Raw genomic sequence first — 20,663 nt, forward strand, 5'->3', positions numbered from 1 at the left:
GCGCGCTGTATGTATGTATGTATGACGGGGACGCTGTCTTTGCCGTTGCTGATGGATGGCAAGTTGAAGTGGATTGCAGGGCGGCAGGCCAGGTATTGGCAGTTTGCCCGGATGGATGGATGGATGGTTGGATGGTTGGATGAATTGGATGGGATTTGAGCGCCAGGGAGGTAGGGGGATGTGATTGGCTGGACGTGATTTTTAGATAAAGAAATACGTGTTACTCGGTCAAGGGGCCAGTAAAAAAGCGCCCGGAGGCGCTTTTTTGTGGTTCGGCAGGCTGCCTGATATGTTAGGCAGCCTGCTGGTCTCTGTTGTGGTCAGAGCTTATTTTTTAGCACGGGTCTTTTTAGCCTCTGGCTTGGCAGCAGATGCGGCCTTGGTGCGGCAGCATCTTTTGCTTGCTGGCTTGTCAGCTGGTGCTTCGGCCTTTGGGGAGGCCTTGGCGTTGCTCTTTACAGCAGCCTTGGCCGGGGTGGCCTTTGCTGGAGCAGCCTTGGCAGCAGTTTTGGCTGGAGCCTTTGTGCTCTTCTTTGCAGAGCTGGTTGCAGCCCTGGCTGGGGCCTTGTCAGCAGCAGCGGCTTTGGTAGCAGCTGACTTTGCTGTGGAGGCAGTGGCCTTGCTGGCAGTGGCCTTGCCTGATGCAGTCTTTTCAGCTGGCTTGGCTGCAGCTTTGGCTGCGGCAGGCTTTGCAGTCTTCGCTGTTGTTTTGGAGTCAGCCCTGGCTGGGGCCTTGGCAGGAGCCCTTGCAGGGGTGGTACGGGCCAGAGAGCGGGCAGGCTCTGCCGGATCCTTACCTGGAGCTGCAGGGCTTGGGCTGTTACCTTCAAGCTTTTCCTCGAGGTAGTGAATGGATACACCACCACGGATCTCGTTCTCGTCGGTGAGCAGATCCATGTGCAGAGGAATGTTGGTCTTGATGCCTTCGATGATCATTTCATCAAGGGCTTCACAGGCACGGGCCATGGCCAGTTCACGGGTGTCATCGTGAACAATGAGCTTGCCAATCAGGGAGTCGTAGTGAGGTGGTACTACATAGGACTCGTAAATGTGGGAGTCCCAGCGTACGCCTGGACCGCCAGGGATGTGCAGACGCTTGATAAGGCCTGGGCTTGGAATAAAGGTCTTAGGATCCTCAGCGTTGATACGGCACTCAAAGGCGTGGCCTCTGAGCTTGATATCAGACTGCTGGAAGGACAGCGGTTCACCTGCGCATACGGAAATCATCTCACGTACCAGATCGATACCGGTGATCATTTCAGTAATTGGGTGCTCTACCTGAATACGGGTGTTAACTTCGATGAAGAAGAACTGACCGTTTTCATAGAGGAACTCGAAGGTGCCGGCGCCACGGTAGCCAATGTCAATACAGGCCTTGACGCAGGACATACCAATGGTCTCACGCTCCTTCTGGGTAATGAATGGAGCTGGAGCCTCTTCAAGAACCTTCTGGTTGCGGCGCTGCATGGAGCAGTCACGCTCACCCAGGTAGCAGGCATGGCCACGTCCGTCGGAGATAACCTGAATCTCGATGTGACGAGGGTTCTCAAGGAACTTCTCCATGTAAACGGCAGGGTTGTTGAAGAACATGTCAGCTTCACGGCGGGTGAGGCTGATGGCCTCGGCCAGTTCCTCTTCACGGCGTACTACACGCATGCCACGGCCACCACCGCCACCGGCGGCCTTGATGATAATTGGGTAGCCAATCTTGCGGGCAATCTTCTTGTTATCCTCAAGATTCTCGCCCAGAGCGCCCTCTGAACCTGGTACGCAAGGTACGCCGGCCTTGATCATTGCTCGCTTGGCGGAAACCTTGTCGCCCAGAAGGCGGATAGTATCGGCATTAGGGCCGATGAAAATGAAACCTGACTTTTCCACCATCTCGGCAAAGTCGGCATTCTCTGACAGGAAGCCGTAGCCTGGGTGAATGGCTGAAGCACCGGTGGCCTCAGCAGCAGCAATAATGCGAGGGATGTTCAGGTAGGAGTCTTTGGCGGAGGCCGGACCGATACAGATAGACTCATCGGCCAGCTTAACATGCATGAGATCGCGGTCTGCGCTGGAGTGTACGGCAACAGTCTTCAGACCGAGCTGACGACAGGCGCGAAGTACACGTAAGGCAATTTCGCCACGGTTGGCAATAAGCACCTTTTCAATTTGCATATTAACTGATATTCCCGAAAAAAGTGGTAACCAGGCAGTTGTAAGGCCGGCGGAGCCTTGATTTTCCCTTATTTCCCGTATTATTTCTTCACACTGTGCCTGAAACAGACTTTGCTGTACTGGCACCATATGCTCTGTGAGCGTCGCGCCATATGGCGCTGCAGACTCTGTGGGTACCGTGTGCCGCCGGGGCACCGTGGGTGAAGCGTATGGAAACTCAGGAGGGGATGTGGCCTGGCAGGGACCTGCTTTGCTTACTGCCTCAGCATGGGCTTAGAGATTGAGCTTAAGTCAGAAGGGCAGTGCAGGACTTATGATCTGCTCAGGCCCGGCTGCAGGTCTGGGCCTGAGCCGGGCCTGTCTGCAGGCGACCGGTACTGTTACCTGGGCCGCTGCAGGCTGCCTCAGTCATGGTAAACAGGGCAGCGTAAGTGCAGTAGCCTGCGTAAGCGCATTTGCAGCAGGTAGTTTATTCAAATTCAAAGATTGGCTGATCGAACTCAACTGTGGTGCCGTTTTCGACCAGAATCTTCTTGATGGTGCCGGAACGGTCAGCTGGGATCTGATTGATCATCTTCATGGCTTCCACGATGCACAGGGTATCACCCTCCTTGACTGTGGAGCCAACATCAACAAATGGGGCGCTGGTAGGGCTGGCAGCACGGTAGAAGGTGCCAACCATGGTAGAACGCATGATCTTGGAATCATCAACGGCTGGTGCGGCGGCAGGAGCGGCTGCTGGGGCAGCGGCAACTGGAGCTGGAGCAGCATGTGCGGCAGCGGCGACCGGAGCTGCAGGAGCAGCGGCGGCAACGACTGTCTGTACGGCAGGTGCAACCACAGTAGACTGGCGGGAGATACGGAGCTCTTCCTCACCCTGCTTTAAATTGATTTCAGCGACATCGGAATTGGATACGAGGTCAATCAATTTAGCGATCTTGTGAATGTCAATTTGCATTTAGATTCCCAAATAAAACACGCAAGGATATATGAATGGAGCGGGCTTTCATTGAGGGTACCTGTCCCTGATGAATCTGTGCCCGGCATCATATAGCTCGCTTTTAAAATGTAGCCACTGCCTTCCATGAATCCGGTGAATGATGTCTCTCACCGTACTTTCACTTTCTCCACATGGGCTCATCTGTCAACACATCAGGCATTGGCCTGATGCGGCATGTCCGGCGCACAGGCGAAGGGGGATCGCCCTTCTTTGCAGTCATACACGGCTCTGTCATGCTGAGCGGCCTTAGTGGCCGTCAAAACTGTCGGGCTGTTCCTGACTGGAGCAGGCCGTGGCATATCTGACATGGACATTGAACATGCTGTGAGCATCTTCGGTGGCTGGCATGGAGAAAGATGGCATTTTAATCCCAAATTTTTCCCTTGCAAGCCTGAAGTTAACATTTTTCAGACAAAATGACTGCAGCCCCGGCTGATATGCAGGGCGCAGAGGCATCTGGCCTGAAATGCAAATGGAGGAAGAAACAGCAACTATGTTTGTTCTCATGACCGGGGCAGGCAAAGCCTCACAGGCTCTGCATTCAGTTTGCTGCCGCACTGCAGTCATGGACGTCTGCAGATCTGGTCAGAGAGTAAAGCATCATGTGCTTTGGGTGCCGCATACCAGTGAGCTAAAACCCGTCAGGCTGCGGTGTTGATGAAATGCAGACAGCGCCATGGAAAGTCCCGGTGGCGGCGACTGCGCAAAAAAGTACTGAAAGCTGCTGCTCAGCATTACGCTGACACAGCGCATAAGCAGCATCACGACCAAAGGGACATTGCCCCTTCATGCGCACACAGCCTGGCTTTGACAGGCTCTTTCATGCGGTACGGCACTGTCGTGCGGTACGGCACCACGTACCGTCAGGCAGTTTTTGCTGCATGCATCAGGGCCTGTTTCCGTAACAGGTGCTGATGCTCGAAATCTTGTTAAGAGAGGATAGAGGTGTTTTTTGCTGCCGCTGTCAGTGAATGCTGCCGTCAGATAAATTGAGGACAGCCTGTTTTTCAGGCATCACGATGATGGAGTCACTGATATCGTCAGAACTGTGTCATCGGCGATGCTGATGCAGTTGCGGTGCTGCCGTACCAGCATCTGCATCGGCAGTGCTGTCACAGCTGCATTGCAGTTGTATCTGCATCTGCAGTCGCAGCTGCAGTTATGCTTGTTATTTGCTCTGAGTCTTGAGCCAGGAAACGGCCTTTTGCAGGGCAAAGTCATAACCGTCAAGACCAAATCCCACGATCACACCCATGGCTTTGGCCGACAGGTAAGAATGATGGCGGAACTGCTCTCTTGCATGGACATTGGAAATATGAATCTCGATAAATGGTATGGCCACAGAGCTCAGTGCATCGAGAAGCGCAACACTGGTGTGGGTATAGGCACCGGCATTAATCAGGATAAAGTCGGTATTGCCATATGCCTGCTGAATCCTGTCTACCAGGGCGCCTTCGCTGTTGGACTGAAAGTGCTCCAGATCCACATCAAGTGAGCCGGCGCGCTCGGCAAGACGGTCAACGACAGTCTCAAGAGTATCGCTGCCATAAATGCCTGGTTCACGAATACCAAGAAAGTTCAGATTTGGTCCGTTTACGACCAGGATTTTTGGGCGTGCCACAAAACTTCTCCAGCTGACAAAATTTCGCTAATTTTACCAATAAAAGCCCCATAATTCTCAAAAATTATCAGTTTTGAGCGATTTTTCACCCAATTCGAGGCCGAAATTTTTGATCTTTATCACTTATGTCCGCCAGATTGTGGTTATCTAGGGACAGTCAGGAGCAGTACCCTGGGTAAGATATGCTCAAAATCAGTCCTGAAAAGCCCTGTCATAGACAGATTCAGGGCCAAAATGCATGCCTTGCATGCCATTTTTGTTCTGATGCCCCGCTGATGGCGCTCAGTGCGCTCCTGACAGGCATGCTCAGGAAGCTGTAGGCTAGCGGGCTCATGCAAGTGCATGGGGGCCTGGTCCACGGATTGGTGCCTGGTCCATGGATTGGGGGCTGGGCCATGAATTGGGCGCTCGCGCCATGAATGGGCCGGAATGCATACAGACCAGGTGCCGCCCGTTGAGGCTGTGGCTGATTGTTTAGCCTGTGATGGTGGCGGGGGCTGGATAGGTTTTTGACGGGGGACGGGACAAAAAGTGCGCTGCATATAGCAGATAGTGTGAACCTCAACACGTTTCTGGACAAAGTATGTGCCTGTTGTGCTTTGGAGCTCACAGTACTGAGTGTGCGCTCTTGCATTTTGTGCTGATTCAATATTGTTCACTGGTCAATGGAGGGGCATTTGAAGGCCGGGGCTGTACCGATGGCATGCTCTGTCCATTTAAAAGAGATAAAAAGTAGCCATCAGACGGGCTTTTTTGGCCCTGTTTGTCTGGTAATTTGGGACTTTGTGCTAAAATATGTGTCCCTGAATTGTTCAAGATTTATCAGCAGCTTCATGCGGCTGCCTTATTCTTTTGCAGGTACAGAGTTACCCTGTGCAATGCCTGCACCTCCGGTCATCCTGACCTTAGTCTTTTTCTCGTTTTTTCAGCCTTTTCTCCAGCTTTTCACTGTATGATTGCCACTTTTTTCATTATTCGGCACAAAAATCATCCAGCGCAGAGGCTATGGCTGTTTGATTATTATCACCAGGGGCCCGACTGGGCCGCCGCCCCGCACAGCGCACAGGCGTTATGTACACAGCGCAAGGCGTGGTGCACACTGCGCGCAGCGCGGCTCTGCCAGGAGCAGCCCGCAGTGGCGCACGCAGTGCAGCAGCGCAGCTGATGCTGCGATGCCGGGTGGCTGATAACAGATTACTTTTGCCCGCAGGATCACTTGCGGGTGTTACTGGACGGCTGATGACCACGGTCATCGTTCATTCACAGTTATGCCTCAGTCCGGGGCGAAGTCGCACTGTAGGGGCGGCGTACGGTCAGGGCTGGTCATGACGCTCAATCAGGAGATGTCCTGTACGGCTGTATTCAAGCTGCAAGAGGGGCAGCCCATTTTTCCGGGCGGCCCGGATTTTTGCAGCGCGGTGCCCGGTCAGGCAAATTAACCGCTTTATGATGATTAACTCTTCCAAGTCCATTGCTCAATACGATCCAGAACTCTTCCGTGCCATGTCTGCCGAAGACGCACGTCAGGAAGATCATATCGAGCTTATCGCTTCTGAGAATTATGCCAGCCTCTGTGTCATGGAGGCTCAGGGATCCCAGCTGACCAACAAGTACGCTGAGGGCTACCCAGGCAAGCGTTACTATGGTGGTTGTGAGTACGTTGATGAGGTTGAGCGTCTGGCCATTGAGCGCGCCTGCAAGCTCTTCAAGTGCGAATACGCCAATGTTCAGCCACACGCCGGTTCTCAGGCCAACTGTGCCGCCTACATGGCTCTGTGCAATCCAGGTGACACCATTTTAGGTCTGTCTCTGGCTGCCGGTGGTCACCTGACCCACGGTGCTTCCGTATCCTTCTCCGGTAAGGTTTACAACGCTGTTCAGTACGGTGTAAACGAGGCCGGTGAGCTCGACTACGAAGCTATCCGTGCTCAGGCCCTCGAGGTTAAGCCAAAGGTTATCGTTTCCGGCTTCTCTGCCTACTCCGGCATTGTTGACTGGAAGAAGATGCGTGAGATCGCCGACGAGGTTGGCGCCTATCTCATCGCTGACATGGCCCACGTTGCCGGTCTGGTTGCTGCAGGTCTGTACCCAAGCCCAATTGACTATGCTCACGTAGTAACCTCCACCACCCACAAGACCCTGGGCGGTCCACGTTCAGGTCTGATCCTGTCCAACTGCCACGACGAGAATATCTACAAGAAGCTCAACTCCGCTATCTTCCCAGGCTCCCAGGGCGGTCCTTTAATGCACGTTATCGCTGCCAAGGCCGTAGTATTCAAGGAGGCCATGGAGCCATGGTTCGTTGAGTCCCAGAAGCAGGTTCTGACCAACGCCAGAATCATGTGCGACATCATCAAGAGCCGTGGCTACAAGATTGTTTCCGGCGGTACTCAGAATCACCTCTTCCTGCTCGACTTCATCGGCCTTGAGATGACCGGTAAGGACGCTGAGGCTGCTCTGGGCAAGGCTAACATCACCGTAAACAAGAACTCCGTTCCAGGTGACCCACGCAGCCCGTTCATCACCTCCGGTCTGCGTATCGGTACTCCAGCTGTTACCCGTCGTGGCTTCAAGGATGAGGAAGTACGCGAGCTGGCCAACATCATCTGTGACGTTCTGGACAACTGGCAGGATGAGTCTGTAATCGAGAGCTGCCGTGCCCGCGTCAAGGCCTTATGTGACCGTTTCCCTGTTTACAAGGACTAAGTCACACCAGCAGGCAGGTCATCACTTGTCAGTGGCTGCCTGATGCAGCCTGGGCGGGCATGATGCCTGCCTCAGGCTGCCGCATGCGACTGCAGGCAGGACTTAGGACTGCTGCAGGGCGCAACAGAATACATAAGGCAGTCTCAAGCGAAACTGCCTGTGCCCTGGCACAGTGCCCGGGGGCATATTTTTGATGAGCTGTCTCAAAAGCATCAGAGCAATTTGGGGCAGCTCATTGTTTTTTGGGATAAGATAGCCTTTTATATGTTTGTTCTTCAGTGAGGTAGCGGTTATGGCCAGGGAAAAACACAGCGATTATTACTATTTGAAAATGGCACTGGCAGAGGCCAAGAAGGGTCGTTATACCACTTCGCCTAATCCGGCCGTAGGCTGTGTTATTGTCCGCAACAACAAAATTCTGGGTATGGGCTTTCACCATTGTGCAGGTCAGCCTCATGCTGAGGTCATGGCTCTGCGTGCCGCCGGTTTTGATGTTGAGGGTGCCACCTGCTACGTAACCCTGGAGCCGTGCTCTCACCATGGGCGCACTCCACCATGTGCTCAGGCCCTTATCGATGCCCGTGTCAAAAAGGTGGTCATAGGTTCTACCGATCCTGATCCGCGTGTGAGCGGTAAGGGCATACGTATGCTGCTGGATGCCAATATTCAGGTAGTGGTGGCCACAGGCAGGCTCAACAAGGAATGCATCAAGCTCAACCGCGCATTCTTCAAGTCCATTACCACCGGACGACCATTTACCATTCTCAAGTACGGCATGAGCCTTGATGGCCGTGTGGCTCTGTCTACCAATGAGTCCAAGTGGATTACCAATGACAGGTGCCGTGCTGATGTCCAGCGTCTGCGTCTGTGGTCTGATGCCGTTATTACCTCATACAAGACCGTGCTTACCGATAACCCTAAGCTCAATGTGCGTCTTGAGGATCTGCCTATCAAGCTGCTGACCGGTCTTGATACCACTTTAATCAGACAGCCGGTCAAGGTCATTATCGACAGCAAGGGCACGCTCATGCCAAACAGACAGCTGTACGATCTTGATCCTTATGCCATTTTCTCCACAGGTGAGAATTTCATTGTGGTGGGCAGCACCGAGCTTACTGTCGCAGCCATCAGTGATAAGAACAAGGCCAAACCTGAGCGCAAAAAGTCCTCTGATAAGAAGAGCGACAAGGAAGCTGCAAAGGAGGCAGCCGCAGCTGCAGCTGCCGCACCGGCAGCCCGCTCAGCCGGACGTGCTGCAGGACATGCTGCTACCCGTGGTGCCATAACCACAGCCGACCAGGGTAATGCCAGTCAGACCGCCGCCGCCTTTGCTGTTGAGGCCGGTTCCCGCGACCTCAAGGATTTGAGCAGGGCCGGTACCTCACTGGGCGCAGGCATACTGGAAAGGGATGATGATGAGACCATGCCTGGTCATGACAGTCCTATAGGATGCTTTACCATGGCTGAGCTGCGTGAGCTTAACTCCCGCAGCAAGTCAGGCAGGGGATCAGGCCGTGGCCGCAAGGGATCTGATGATCAGAAGGTAAGCGTCTCCTGCCTCAAGGGCCGCACTCTGTCCATCATTCCTGAGCGTCCTGACCATTCAGCCATAGCAAAGGCCGCAGATGCAGCCAGGACCGCCGACGCCGCCAGAGCCGCCGACGCTGCCATGAAGGCTGACGGAGCCGCCACCGGATCAGTTGACAGCGCTGCAGGCACCGGCAGGCTGCCAGCCTCAAGGGATGAGGCTCAGGCTGAAGTCTTAAAGCTGATCACAAACAGCTGGCAGATCAACAGAGACAAAGTAGTGGCCCAGGGCAGCAACTTCGTGGTAGAAAAGTGGTCTGACCGCGTCTACGTGGTAGCTGTTCCATTTGATCTGGGTACTGATGGCAAGGCTCACGCTTCAGTAAGTGCCGTGCTTGATTTCCTTGGCAGCCGTGACATTCGTGTAGCCATGGTTGAGGCCGGCTCAACCCTGGGCTCTGCTTTCCTGGAGCACGGTCTTATCGATGAATGCTACTGCTACATGAGCCCTATGATTCTCGGTCTTGAGGCCAAGAGTGCCTTTGCCATTCACGAGCCGTCACGCCTTGCCGAAGCTCTGCGCTTCAAGAAGTGCAAGGTCAAGACCTTCAAGAGCAACATTGGTCTGGTGCTGAGCAAGCCTGTAACCCGCGCCCATCGCGTCTGATTACAGGCCCGGCCCCGCCGCCTGCCAGACCGCCCTGCCCTTGAGGCAGCCCGGTTGGCCGGGGCGGCCGACCCATGAAGCAGCCCGGTTAGCCATGCGGACGGCCTATTATGAAGTCCGGTTGGATGGGGCAGCCGGCATATGCGGGCAGGCAGTCCGGACTGAGCAGCAGGCTGCTCCGGCAGCGGCCGCTGGCTATGATGCCGGGGGCAGGGCGGTCAGCAGGAATATTTTAAGAAAGACTAAAGGTACAGTTCATGTTTACAGGTATTGTCGAAAGCAAGGGTGTACTGCGCAGCATTGAGCGCAATGGCAAGGGCTCTCACATTGTGGTGGGCACTGATCCGGCCTTTTTAAAGGACAGAGTACGTCTTGGTGACTCCATTGCCACTAATGGTGTCTGTCTAACTGCTACAGCTTTGCATGAGGATGCCTACGAGGCTGATCTGTCATTTGAGAGTGTCAATCTTACCTGCTTTGGTTTTTATACCCCGGGCACTGAGCTTAATCTGGAGCTGGCCTGTACTCCTCATACCCGTCTGGGCGGTCACATCATGCAGGGCCATGTTGACGGAATTGGTACTGTGCTGGAAAACTACCGTGTTGATGAGGCCATCAATGTCTGGATTCAGGCCCCGGCAAGCCTTAAACATTACATTGCCATGAAAGGCTCCATTGCAGTCGATGGCATTTCCCTGACCGTAAATGAGGTCAGAGACACTGACTTCCGTCTGACCCTCATTCCTCACACCCAGCATGAGGTGGCTACCTCCTTCCGTCCAGGCTCAAAGGTCAACCTGGAAGTTGACGTGCTGGCCCGTTATCTGGAGCGTCTGCTGCTTATCAACAATGGTGGTGAAAAGAAAGCCGATGGCGGTGTGACCCTCGAAAGCCTGCAGAAAAACGGATTCTTCTAAGAGCAAGGCTGCGACCACGCTGCATCAGCTGCAGTAGCAGTCTGGCTGCAGCCTGCAGTAGCAGCCCGGCTGCAACCTGCAGCCAGGCAGCCTCCAGCCTGCGCCTTGCCTGGCCAGGCAAGGACTGCGCGGCGTCACGACAGTGGCGCGGCTTATGCGCATTGGGTGATGCGGGCAATTTTTGCTATACTATCTGGCTAAATTTGGCGGCTTTATGCGCTTTTCCGCCGTTTTTAAGGCTTTGCAGCATGCAATGCTTAAAAGTGCATTAATTTATGGACGCTGTGCGTCTGCGTATTTTCAAGTTGCTCATTCACACTTAAGGCCTGCCCGGTCAGGCAGCCACGGCCATCAGCTGGTGATTTTCTGTTTACTGAATGCCGTGGCTGATAATCACGGTGAGAAATGAGACAGTGGAGTTTTTTAGATGTCTGTTAATTTCATTGAAGGCATTAAGCCTTGCCAGGACGCCCGCTTTGGCATCGTGGTTTCACGTTTCAACAGCTTTATCTGTGAAAGACTGGTTGAGGGTGCTATCGACTCTTTAAAGAGAGACGGTCTGGTTCCTGAGGAGAACATCACTGTAGTACGTGTTCCAGGTGCCATTGAGATTCCTCTGGCTCTGGATGCCATGGCCGCCAGCGGCAAGTACGATGCCCTCATCGCCCTGGGCTGTGTAATCCGTGGTGCCACCTACCACTTTGAGGTAGTAGCTAACGAGTGTGCCAAGGGCATTACCCAGGTTACTCTGAACCGTCAGGTCATTATTTCCAATGGCGTTCTGACCACCAACACTCTGGACGAGGCTGTTCAGCGTGCCGGTTCCAAGGCCGGTAATAAGGGCAGTGAGGCCGCCGCCGCCGCCCTGGAGATGGTCAACGTAATGCGTCAGTTAAAGAACTGATTGTAAAGACAGCAATCAGGTGGCCAAGGGCCACCGCCGCATGCTGCAGCCATATGCTGCAGCCGGAGCTGACAGAGTCAGTCTGACTGTGTCGTTCTGACGGCGTCAGGCTGACGGCCTGACGCCGTAAGCTCCACCTGCCTTTGTGCCCCTCAAGCTCAGGCCTGAGCCTGAGGCCCCGGGCCTGCAACAGCTTGCCTGGGCTGCAAATTAAACACGGCGGGGCACAGGGCCGCATGATTTGTACTGCGGCCGTATTTGAGCAACTTTTCCTTTCCATTTCATGACCATGTGAGCGCAACAGCTCCATCAAGGCAGGACCGGTCAGACTGACCTGGTCCACGGGCTGCCACGCCTTATCTGCTGTGGGCAGCTTCAGGGCATTCTATCTGTTGCGTATCAGTCATACTTTGAGGTTTATATGGATCAGACTGAGGGTGCAGTAACCCCGGCAATGCGCCACAAGGCTCGTCACTTTGCCCTGCAGGCAATTTATCAGTGGCAGCTGACCGGCTTATCAGCCCACACCATTGAGCAGCAGTTTCTGGAAGACCAGCCAGTACAGGGCGCTGATCTCGATTACATGCACGATTTAATTCAGGGTATTATCGCCAACTGCGATTACCTTGACTCAGTATTTGAGCCTTTCCTGTCCCGTCCTTTAAAGGATCTGGACCAGGTGGACAAGGCAATTCTGCGTTTAGGCACTTTTGAGCTCAAATACCGTCAGGAAGTACCTTTCAAGGTGGTAATCAATGAGGCCATCATGCTGGCCAAGTCCTTTGCCGAGCAGGACAGCCACAAGTTCGTCAACGGCGTACTGGACAAGGTAGTCAAGTCTATCCGTCAGACCGACTGACCGGCCCGCCATGCCCGCAGGTCCTGCTGAACTGACCTGTATACAGTGCAACCATCAAAGATTAGGCCCATTTACTGGGTCTAATTTTTTTCCGGCTCCGGCCATTGCCATCAACCTGGCGGTGCCCAGCATAGCTGCGCAAGGCGCGGAGCGGCGCCATGCCAGGTCATGGCCGGGCAGGGCCCAGGCTGTGCACAGCCTTGCGGCGGCGGGCCGCAGGTATGAGGAGCAAGCGTCTGGCTGGGTGCGTCCGGAGCCGACTCTGGCGGGCCTGATACGGCTTTAGGAACAGGTCGTACTGGAGGGCAGCGCGGCCATGGCATTGAAGTACTGGGGCGGCTAAAGTAAGATAGCCATGAGCAGCTGTGTTATGGAGAGAAGCACGCTGCAGGTCTACTGAGCTTTGTGCAGGGTCGGGATGGCCTGAAATGAACGAAAAATATTGGTTCTGAGACTGTCTGTATTGATGCAGCCAGGGCTCAGCTGTGGACTGAAATTCCGGAGCAGATCCTGCAGCCGGTCAGGCATGAGGGGAGTATCCGTGCCTGGATACCTTAACAGTGTTCTAAAGGGTAGAAACAATGGCTAATGATGAGTTTTCTTTTATTCACCAGTATTTTTCCCGCCTTAATCCAGGTTTTGCCCGTGAGGCAGAAAAGATGGGGCTGGTGCTGGGCATTGGTGATGATGCTGCACTCATTAAGATGGACGGCACCTATGCCATTACTACTGATACCCTGGTAGAAAACGTTCACTTCTTTACCAATTTCAATCCACGCCTGCTCGGTGCCCGTACCCTTGAGGTTAATTTCTCCGACCTCTATGCCATGGGTGCTCAGCCACAGTTTGTTACCCTTTCCCTTGATATCCCTGACCGCTACGTGGACTTTGACGAGTTCTGGGGGCCTTTCTCCGAGGGCCTTGAGGCCTGTCTGGCAAGCCACAATACCGTGCTGGTTGGCGGCAATGTTACCCACGTAACTCAGCGTAATGCCCCTCTGACCATTTCCGTGACCGCCTTTGGCAAAAGCTTTGAAGAAGGCCGCAGCCTGCGCCGCAACACTGCAAAGCCAGGCGACATCATTGCTGTTACTGGCACTCTGGGCTCCAACGGTCTGTACGTCAAGGCAATGTATAACAATTCAGTGCGCAACATGGACACTGATGCCCGCCGCCGTTTTGAAGAGCATGCCTTTGGCTACGACCCACGCATGTCTCTTTTTGTCAGGGAGCTCATCAAATTCTCCAACTGCGCTATCGACGTTTCCGATGGCCTGCTTGGGGACATGAGTCATGTACTGGTTCAGTCACGTGCCCGTGCGCTGCTTAATTATGAAAGCCTGCCCCTTGACCCTGTAGCCTCATCACTGCTCAGTGACTTCAAGATGTCAGCCAAGGCGCTGCTCAAACTGGCTTTAAGCAGCGGCGGCGATTACAACATTCTCTTTACCTGCTCACCAAAAGATTTTGAAGCTCTGACAAAGCACTGTGCCCAGATCCCTGAGCTCAAGGGCTTCAGAGTAACCGCCATTGGCGAGGTGGTAGAGCTGCGTGATGACGATGTCTATAACGACAACTCCCTGGCCACTGACGGCGGCCTGATTACTATCGTCAATAACAAGTGTCAGGAAGTGGCCCTGAAGCTGGGCACCGGCTCCTTCAACCACTTCATCGCCAACTCAGGACTGTCCTGACCCGTCCTTTGCCCGGCTCAGTCTGTCTTACGGCATGGCTGGCCGGCCGGCCAGGGCCTTACCGTGGCCTGCGCCTGGGCGCAGACCCGGCATCCCCACCGGCCCGATTCTGCATTGCAAGTCACTGCAGGTCGGGCCGGTGGCTTTTTTGGGGACTGGCATTGCTGCCATATTCACCTGTTAGACAGGCTGACTTCTCCACATGTTGGACAGGCTGAGCTGTCCAACAGGCAATGGAATAATGAATATTATTCGTATTTGTTTCTGGACGGGGGCCAGGTGCATATCTTGTGATCCAGTTGGGCGTCAGGGCCCGTAAGTCCCGGCATTGCCCTTGATAAAGTTACGTACTTGCTAAGATAAATCTAAGATCTGACTGCTAAGATTATGTCCACTTAGCGGATATTATTGGTCTTATTTATGGCCTATATGCAGTGATTTGGCGTATAATCATCGATTTTGTCCTGAGCAATTATGCCGGACACGCAGATTTATGCGGTTATAACCGTAATTTTTCAGTTATTGCTCACCGCTTTTGAAGGTGTTTTGCTGGAATAAGAAACTGCCGTTCTGACAGGGGAGTAAGGCCCTGATCAGGCCTTGAGGGGCCTGCAGCTGCTCCGCTTTTCAGAAAACACTTAACGACGTGGATATTTTTAAGAATATGAAGAAGAATTATTTAGCTCTGTCATTATTAGCTGCTGCCACCATTCTGGTAACCGCCTGTGGCGGCGACGACAAGGCACAGGGCGCCGCATCTGTCACCATCACCAAGGACAGCCCATTTGAGCAGAAGGCCTCCTATGCTGTAGGCGCTTCCGTAGGCAAGTACATCTCCACCATCGAGAAGGATCAGTCCGAAATCGTTGGCAAGTTTGACCACGACCTCGTAATAAAGGGTTTCATGGATGCTCTGAGCAACCAGATCACCCTCGAGGAAAAGGACATGGCTGATACTCTGATGGCCCTGGACGAGAAGCTGCGTACCGGTATCGAGAACCGTCAGAAGGCTGAGGCTGAGGAAAACTTAAAGGCCGGCACTGCTTTCCTGGCTGAGAATGCCAAGAAAGAGGGCGTAAAGACCACTGAGTCCGGTCTGCAGTACAAGATCCTCACTGCCGGTAACGGTAAGGTTCCTACCCTGCAGGACACTGTAATGGTCCGCTATAAGGGCACCACCATTGACGGTCAGGTATTTGATGAGCAGAAGGAGCCTATTGCTCTGCCTCTGGCCAACATCATCCCAGGCTGGACCGAGGGTCTTCAGTTAATGAAGGAAGGCACCAAGGCCATGCTGTACATCCCATCTGACCTTGCTTACGGTGACATGGGTGCTGGCGACAAGATCAAGCCAAACTCCACTCTCGTATTCGAGATCGAGCTGGTCGAGGTAGTTGACGACAAGAAAGCTGACAAGAAGTAATTTTTCTTCTGTCATACTTAAAGGAAGGCAGCCGCATGGCTGCCTTTCCTTTTTTCAGCACCCGCAACCCCGTCCGGGCTAAAAGCGAAGCCCGCCAGCCCTCATCGCAAAGCCCGGCCGCAATCGCCGCAGAACCGGCTGCAGAGGTACGCACTGAGCACCTGCACAGGCAGCCGCAACCAAGTACGGGAGTCATGAACAATCACGCTCTGCAATCGCCCTGGGCCGCCGACAAAAAACTCCCTGTAATAGCCTCATTGCCCGCTGCTAAAGCACCTCCCGAGCCACTGCCAAAGCACCGCCTGGAATCTTTTCCAGGCAAATGTCTGAGGATAGTCAAAGGCTGATTCGTTAAGGCTCAAAAGTGACTAATGGCTTTGACAGGTCGCATTCTGGTCGTATGACCTGCAGCATCATGTTCATCCTGCAATCTGTCAGGCTAAAAAGTATTTCTGGCCGGTGAATATGCTGTCGGGTAAAGTTGCTTAACTAAAAGATTTTGAAGAGTATCATGTGATGTCGTGTGGCCAGGGCAGGCACATCAGGCCCGGCAGGCACATCAGGCTATGGCTGGTACGTCAGGCCAGGGCAGGCACATATGGCCGGGCTGGCTCTGGCCGTGGTCGTGGCAGTGATGCACAAATGTATAAGGCAGCCCTGAGGGCTGCCTTACACATTTGTGGCTTATCATGCCAGTGCCCAGGTCTGCTGCCTTGAGGGCAGCAGAGAGCTTGGGGCTGATCGGGCCGCTCTGCTGCGCTGCGCAGCCTGCTGCTGCGGGGCGCGGGTTAGAGGATGAGGTCGGCTGCGTTCAGTGGCATTGGGGCCTTGAGGTCGCGCCCGGCCTTGTGGCCAAGGACGTCGTTGAGGCGGGCAGGTTCAAGGCCGAGGGCCGGACGGATAATCTTGACGTGATCCTTTGTAAGCTCCTCACCCTGAGCAAGGTCCTTGACGAGGTATACGGAGCGGCGCTGGGAGCGCTTTTGCATGTCGATTTCAGCAAGGCGCACGCCTTTGATGCCCAGGGACTGGGCTACGGTGCTGGTATCGTACTTGAGCTGGCGCAGCTCGTCCGGGGTCATGGAGAAGGCTGCATCAATGCCGCTCTGGCGATCTCGGGCAAAGTGCTTTTCAATCATGTCAGCACCCAGGACGGTAGCGGCAATATCAAGGGCATCACCAATGGCGTGATTGGACAGTCCGGCCTTGCAGCCATAGCGCTCCTTGAAGAAAGGAATTGAGTTGAGATTGAAGGTGGACGGATCGGCCGGGTAGTGGCTTTCACAGTGCAGCACAGTCAGATCCTTGCAGCCGTTGGAGCGGGCAGTATCCACGGCAAAGTCAATCTCATCGAGGGTAGCAAGGCCGGTGGACATGACCACAGGCTTGCCTGTCTGAGCGCAGGCGGCAATGAGCTGAGGGAAGTTGAGCTCAAAAGAGGCAATTTTGTAGACTGGACAGTCAGCAGCCTCAAGCACCTCAACATCAGGCAGGGAGAAAGGGGAGCTGAACAGCTTTATGTTCAGATCACGGGCAAAATCAAACAGGGGCTTCATCCATTCACGAGGAGTTTTGGCCTCCTTGTAGAGATCGTAGTAGGTATAGCCCTTCCACAGACCGTCCTTGAGCAGGAACTCATCGCGGCTTGAGTCAATGGTCAGAGAATCCTCGGTATAGGTCTGAATCTTGACCATGTCGGCGCCGCAGTTGTGGGCCAGCTCAATAAGCTCCATGGCCTGAGCCATGCTGCCCTGATGGTTGCCGGAAATTTCAGCAACGATAACAGGGGCATTTACCTTTGCACTTTCAGCATTCTGTTCTGGTGATGTGCTCATGTCAAACATCCTTTGGCAGGTGCCACAACGCAGCGGCCGGGCATTTTTCAGGCCCTGGCTGTGCGGTGCGACACTCCCTCAATTATTAATCTCTTGTACTTATGTATAACGGCTGGCTTCAAGGACCGGCGGCATGCAGTGAGCAGCAGACTGCGGCATGCAGAGGGGCAGCAAGCTGCGGCATGCAGTGGAGCAGCTGCCGGCGGCGGCAGCGCCGCGCCGCTCAGGCGCTGCGCTTCTGGTGGCCTCAGCTGTACTCTGATCCTGTCTTTATGGGCTGTATGCAAACAGCCCCGGTCCGTGGGGGAGCCGGGGCTGCTGCGGTCACTTGTCAGACTTTGATTGCAGGCGATGTACGGCCTCAAATACCGTTGCTGGCGGGGCCAGACCAAGGTGGCTGTCTACAATATTACCTTTGTTGTCCACAGTTATAAAGTAAGGCACGCCAATAACATTATAGTGTTTGATGATGCCGGCAATCTCCGTATTGTCAGTGTCGGTGATATTGACCACCACGCGGAGGATATCGGAGCTGATGTCCAGGAAGTGAGCTGATGAGTAGATCTGTCTTTCCATGCTCTTGCAGTTGGCGCACCACTCGGCGGTGAAGACAATCATGGAGTAATTGCCCTCAGTAATGTGACTTAACGAGTGCATGTCTGAGGCGCTGTAGAAGTCACGGTAGGCATGATGCTGAGTGCTCTGCTCAAAGTATCCCATGGACCAGTAGGTAGGGGCCAGAGCAAAGACGGCAATCATGGTGGCTGTAATCATAGGCAGAGCGCGTCTTCTGATAAAGAATACGGCACTTACCATGGTGTAGACACAGATAATGTAGACAGTAAGGGCACCGATAAGAACTTCAGCACGACCCAGGGTATGGCGGACAATGATATAGGCTGTGACAAGCAGGGCAACCACCATCAGGCGCTTGATAATGTCGCCAATGATGCCGGACTTATGCAGGAAGCGTGAGCCGAACATGCCTATGATGAACAGTGGGGTGGCCATACCCATACCAATGGTAAAGAACACCAGGGAACCCATGAGGGTGTCACCGTTTTTCATCACATACAGCAGGGCACCGGCCAGTGGAGCTGAGGTGCATGGGCTGGCAATCAGCGCAGCGATGGCGCCAAGAATAAAGGCTCCCGGGAAGCTTGAGGTATTGAGTCGTGAGGCACGTGACTGCAGACGGCTGGTGATAAAGGCCGGCATCTTGAGCTCAAAGACATCAGCACAGGCCAGAGCACAGATAATCATCAGAATGGCCAGGGTATAGTTCATGGCCGTACTTTGCAGGAAGCTGTGCATGTGGGCACCGGCCATGGAAAAGAGCAGACCGAGCAGGGTGTAAGTAAGCGCAAGACCAAGGGCAAAACCCAGATTCTGGAAGAACACGTAATTCATGCGGCGTACGCGGGAGCTGCCACTCTGGCTCTGGGCTGCTACGGCAATATCAATCACGTCAGTACTCTTGACTGTACTCTTGCGTGATCCTATCACCATGGTGGAGAAAATAGGCAGCATTGGCAGCACGCATGGGGTCAGATCAAGGCCGATACCCAGAATAAAGAGAATGAGCAGACCAAGGAGCAGATTGTCAGAGAGCAGCTGGCTGATGGCATCGCCATTACCGGCATTGCTGCTGGAGACAAATTCAAACAGGCTGCTGCTCTTTTGCCCTTCACCGCTGGCACGCTCATGCTCGCTGAGCAGATTGACTCCTGAACCAGGGGCAGGGTTGTAGGTACTGTCAACGCCAGCTGCAGCGGCAGATGCAGAGCCTGCTGCGCCCTCGGCGCTGGTGGTATCAGCCTTGTCGCTGGCTGGCGCCGAGCCTGACAGTGTTTCAATCAGGCTTTCAGGCAGGGAGATATTGTAGGTCTGTGGGGGATAGCAGATACCGCTTTCATCGCAGCCCTGGTATTTGATGGTAATGGCGGCACCTGGAACGGCCTTGCGTACCGGAAAGGTAAACTTCAGTCCGCTGAAATAGACCTCAGATGGTCCAAGGGCATCTTCATGTGGGGTAGCCGGAGGCAAAGCAGGCTTTTTCAGGGTGACTTCGTCAGGGTCGTAAATAAGCTCAATGGAATGCTTGTAGATATAGGACTGACCCAGAATGGTAAAGGAGACAATGACTATATTGCCATCGGTATCAAAGGCAGGGATAAAAGGCATGTTGTGATTCATGCCATTAAAGCCGGCACGTGAGACGCTCAGGTCTGAAGCGCCTGGTATCATGCCCGATCCTGAGCTCATGGCACCAGCAATGCTCTCAAGAGCTCCGCTGCCGCTGCCGGTGCTGTCGCTACCGGCAGCTGTACCGGCTTTGCCTGCAGCTGGGGCTGCTGATTCAGTGGAGGCTGTAAATGAGCTCAGTAGATTGGAGGTGCCGGCTGCACTGCTGCTGTCAGCGGGGGCGGCCACTGACTGAGAACAAATCATCAGTGTGGCTAGAAAGGAAATCAGGTACAGGCATAAAGAGCTGCGCTCAAGCAGTTTCTTTTGCATAATCAGGCCCCCAGAAGGAAATGCATAGAAGCAGTGGCATGGCACTGCAGGGTGCAGAGCGGACTTTCCGCATTAAGCCGTAATTATAATGCCCAATGGGATATTTGTGCTGTGTGGCAGTTGCCATAAAGTAACTGCAGGGCGAATCATGAAAAAGAGACAGTTGAGCTATGCCGCGATCAAAAGTGTATTTTCACCGGCGGTAGTCAATATAGTGTGCTGAAAATGGCATGATTTTATGAATTTTGCGTCACAGTCCGCAAAGGATGCCTGCAGGGCCTGCCGGTGCCGCTTCGTCCCGTATGGCCGCGCAGCTGCAAACTTTTATCCCCCAGGCATGAGAGCTCGCCTTCTTGAGCACAATAAGGGCAAAAGCGCTGTGCAGCTGCATTTTTTTAGTGCGCTGAGCACCCGGACCCAGGCAAAACAGTGATCTGCGTTGTAAAGGCACAACAGAGCCGCCCGTGGCGCCAGCTCCGGCTATATATTCTGAGCTTAATACAGCTGAGCCAAATCATAAGACAGACAACAACCCACCTCGCACCGCTGCCAACGACGCCTGCGGCTGCACGCAGCTCATGGCGCCGACTGACATTACAGCTGCAGCCAGTCAGGCCGCTGCCCTGCATTGCAGCTGCAGAGCCGGCATGCCGCGCAAGTCGGGACCTGCACGGTCCAATGCTGACAACGAAGGAGCTCCTGTTCCACAGCCACCAGGCCGATCTGTACTCAGACAGCAGCTGAGCAGCAGAGGCCTGGGCTGGCACAGCCTGCAGGGCTGACTTTGCCAGATGAAGAGCTGAGTAGCTCTGCTGGTAATGTGCTGCGGC

General features: G+C 54.1%; 11 protein-coding genes and 1 pseudogene. 7 read left to right on the top strand and 5 right to left on the bottom strand.

Going from position 1 to position 20,663, the window contains the following annotated elements:
• Positions 1-828: 828 nt before the first annotated feature.
• The 3 genes and pseudogenes from accC to aroQ all read right to left on the bottom strand — a co-directional run.
• Positions 829-2,163, bottom strand: a pseudogene (gene accC, locus MXE41_RS09160) (acetyl-CoA carboxylase biotin carboxylase subunit); the annotation flags it as partial.
• Positions 2,164-2,632: 469 nt separating this feature from the next.
• A complete protein-coding gene (gene accB, locus MXE41_RS09165) occupies positions 2,633-3,115 on the bottom strand; it encodes an acetyl-CoA carboxylase biotin carboxyl carrier protein (RefSeq protein ID WP_246977591.1) in 483 nt (160 codons plus the stop codon).
• A gap of 1,216 nt (positions 3,116-4,331) precedes the next feature.
• Complete coding sequence (aroQ, locus tag MXE41_RS09170) at positions 4,332-4,784, bottom strand: type II 3-dehydroquinate dehydratase (RefSeq protein WP_247100282.1); 453 nt, start codon at positions 4,782-4,784, stop codon at positions 4,332-4,334.
• A gap of 1,449 nt (positions 4,785-6,233) precedes the next feature.
• Between aroQ and glyA the strand changes: the two genes are divergently transcribed.
• The 7 genes from glyA (at position 6,234) to MXE41_RS09205 (ending at position 15,481) form a co-directional block, all read left to right on the top strand.
• Positions 6,234-7,490: a serine hydroxymethyltransferase gene (gene glyA, locus MXE41_RS09175; protein ID WP_247100291.1), complete on the top strand. Its 1,257-nt coding sequence runs from the start codon at positions 6,234-6,236 to the stop codon at positions 7,488-7,490.
• 292 nt (positions 7,491-7,782) lie between these two features.
• Positions 7,783-9,684, top strand: a complete 1,902-nt coding sequence (gene ribD / locus MXE41_RS09180; RefSeq protein ID WP_247100283.1) for a bifunctional diaminohydroxyphosphoribosylaminopyrimidine deaminase/5-amino-6-(5-phosphoribosylamino)uracil reductase RibD — start codon at positions 7,783-7,785, stop codon at positions 9,682-9,684.
• A gap of 257 nt (positions 9,685-9,941) precedes the next feature.
• Positions 9,942-10,601, top strand: a complete 660-nt coding sequence (locus tag MXE41_RS09185) for a riboflavin synthase (protein ID WP_246977547.1) — start codon at positions 9,942-9,944, stop codon at positions 10,599-10,601.
• Between the two features lie 427 nt (positions 10,602-11,028).
• Entirely contained in the window at positions 11,029-11,505 is a 477-nt protein-coding gene (ribE, locus tag MXE41_RS09190; RefSeq protein ID WP_247100284.1) for a 6,7-dimethyl-8-ribityllumazine synthase, read from the top strand.
• Positions 11,506-11,926: 421 nt separating this feature from the next.
• Positions 11,927-12,364 (top strand): transcription antitermination factor NusB, encoded by a 438-nt coding sequence (gene nusB / locus MXE41_RS09195; protein ID WP_246977545.1) that lies wholly within the window; start codon positions 11,927-11,929, stop codon positions 12,362-12,364.
• A gap of 581 nt (positions 12,365-12,945) precedes the next feature.
• Positions 12,946-14,058, top strand: coding sequence for a thiamine-phosphate kinase (thiL, locus tag MXE41_RS09200; RefSeq protein WP_246977544.1), 1,113 nt, complete (start codon positions 12,946-12,948; stop codon positions 14,056-14,058).
• Positions 14,059-14,722: 664 nt separating this feature from the next.
• Positions 14,723-15,481, top strand: a complete 759-nt coding sequence (locus MXE41_RS09205; RefSeq protein WP_246977543.1) for an FKBP-type peptidyl-prolyl cis-trans isomerase — start codon at positions 14,723-14,725, stop codon at positions 15,479-15,481.
• 788 nt (positions 15,482-16,269) lie between these two features.
• Here MXE41_RS09205 and pseI read toward each other — a convergent pair.
• Complete coding sequence (pseI, locus tag MXE41_RS09210; RefSeq protein WP_247100285.1) at positions 16,270-17,316, bottom strand: pseudaminic acid synthase; 1,047 nt, start codon at positions 17,314-17,316, stop codon at positions 16,270-16,272.
• Positions 17,317-17,640: 324 nt separating this feature from the next.
• Positions 17,641-19,833 (bottom strand): cytochrome c biogenesis protein CcdA, encoded by a 2,193-nt coding sequence (locus MXE41_RS09215; protein ID WP_247100286.1) that lies wholly within the window; start codon positions 19,831-19,833, stop codon positions 17,641-17,643.
• Between the last annotated feature and the right edge of the window lie 830 nt (positions 19,834-20,663).

The organism is Anaerobiospirillum sp. NML120449 (assembly GCF_023051105.1).
GTDB lineage: Bacteria > Pseudomonadota > Gammaproteobacteria > Enterobacterales > Succinivibrionaceae > Anaerobiospirillum.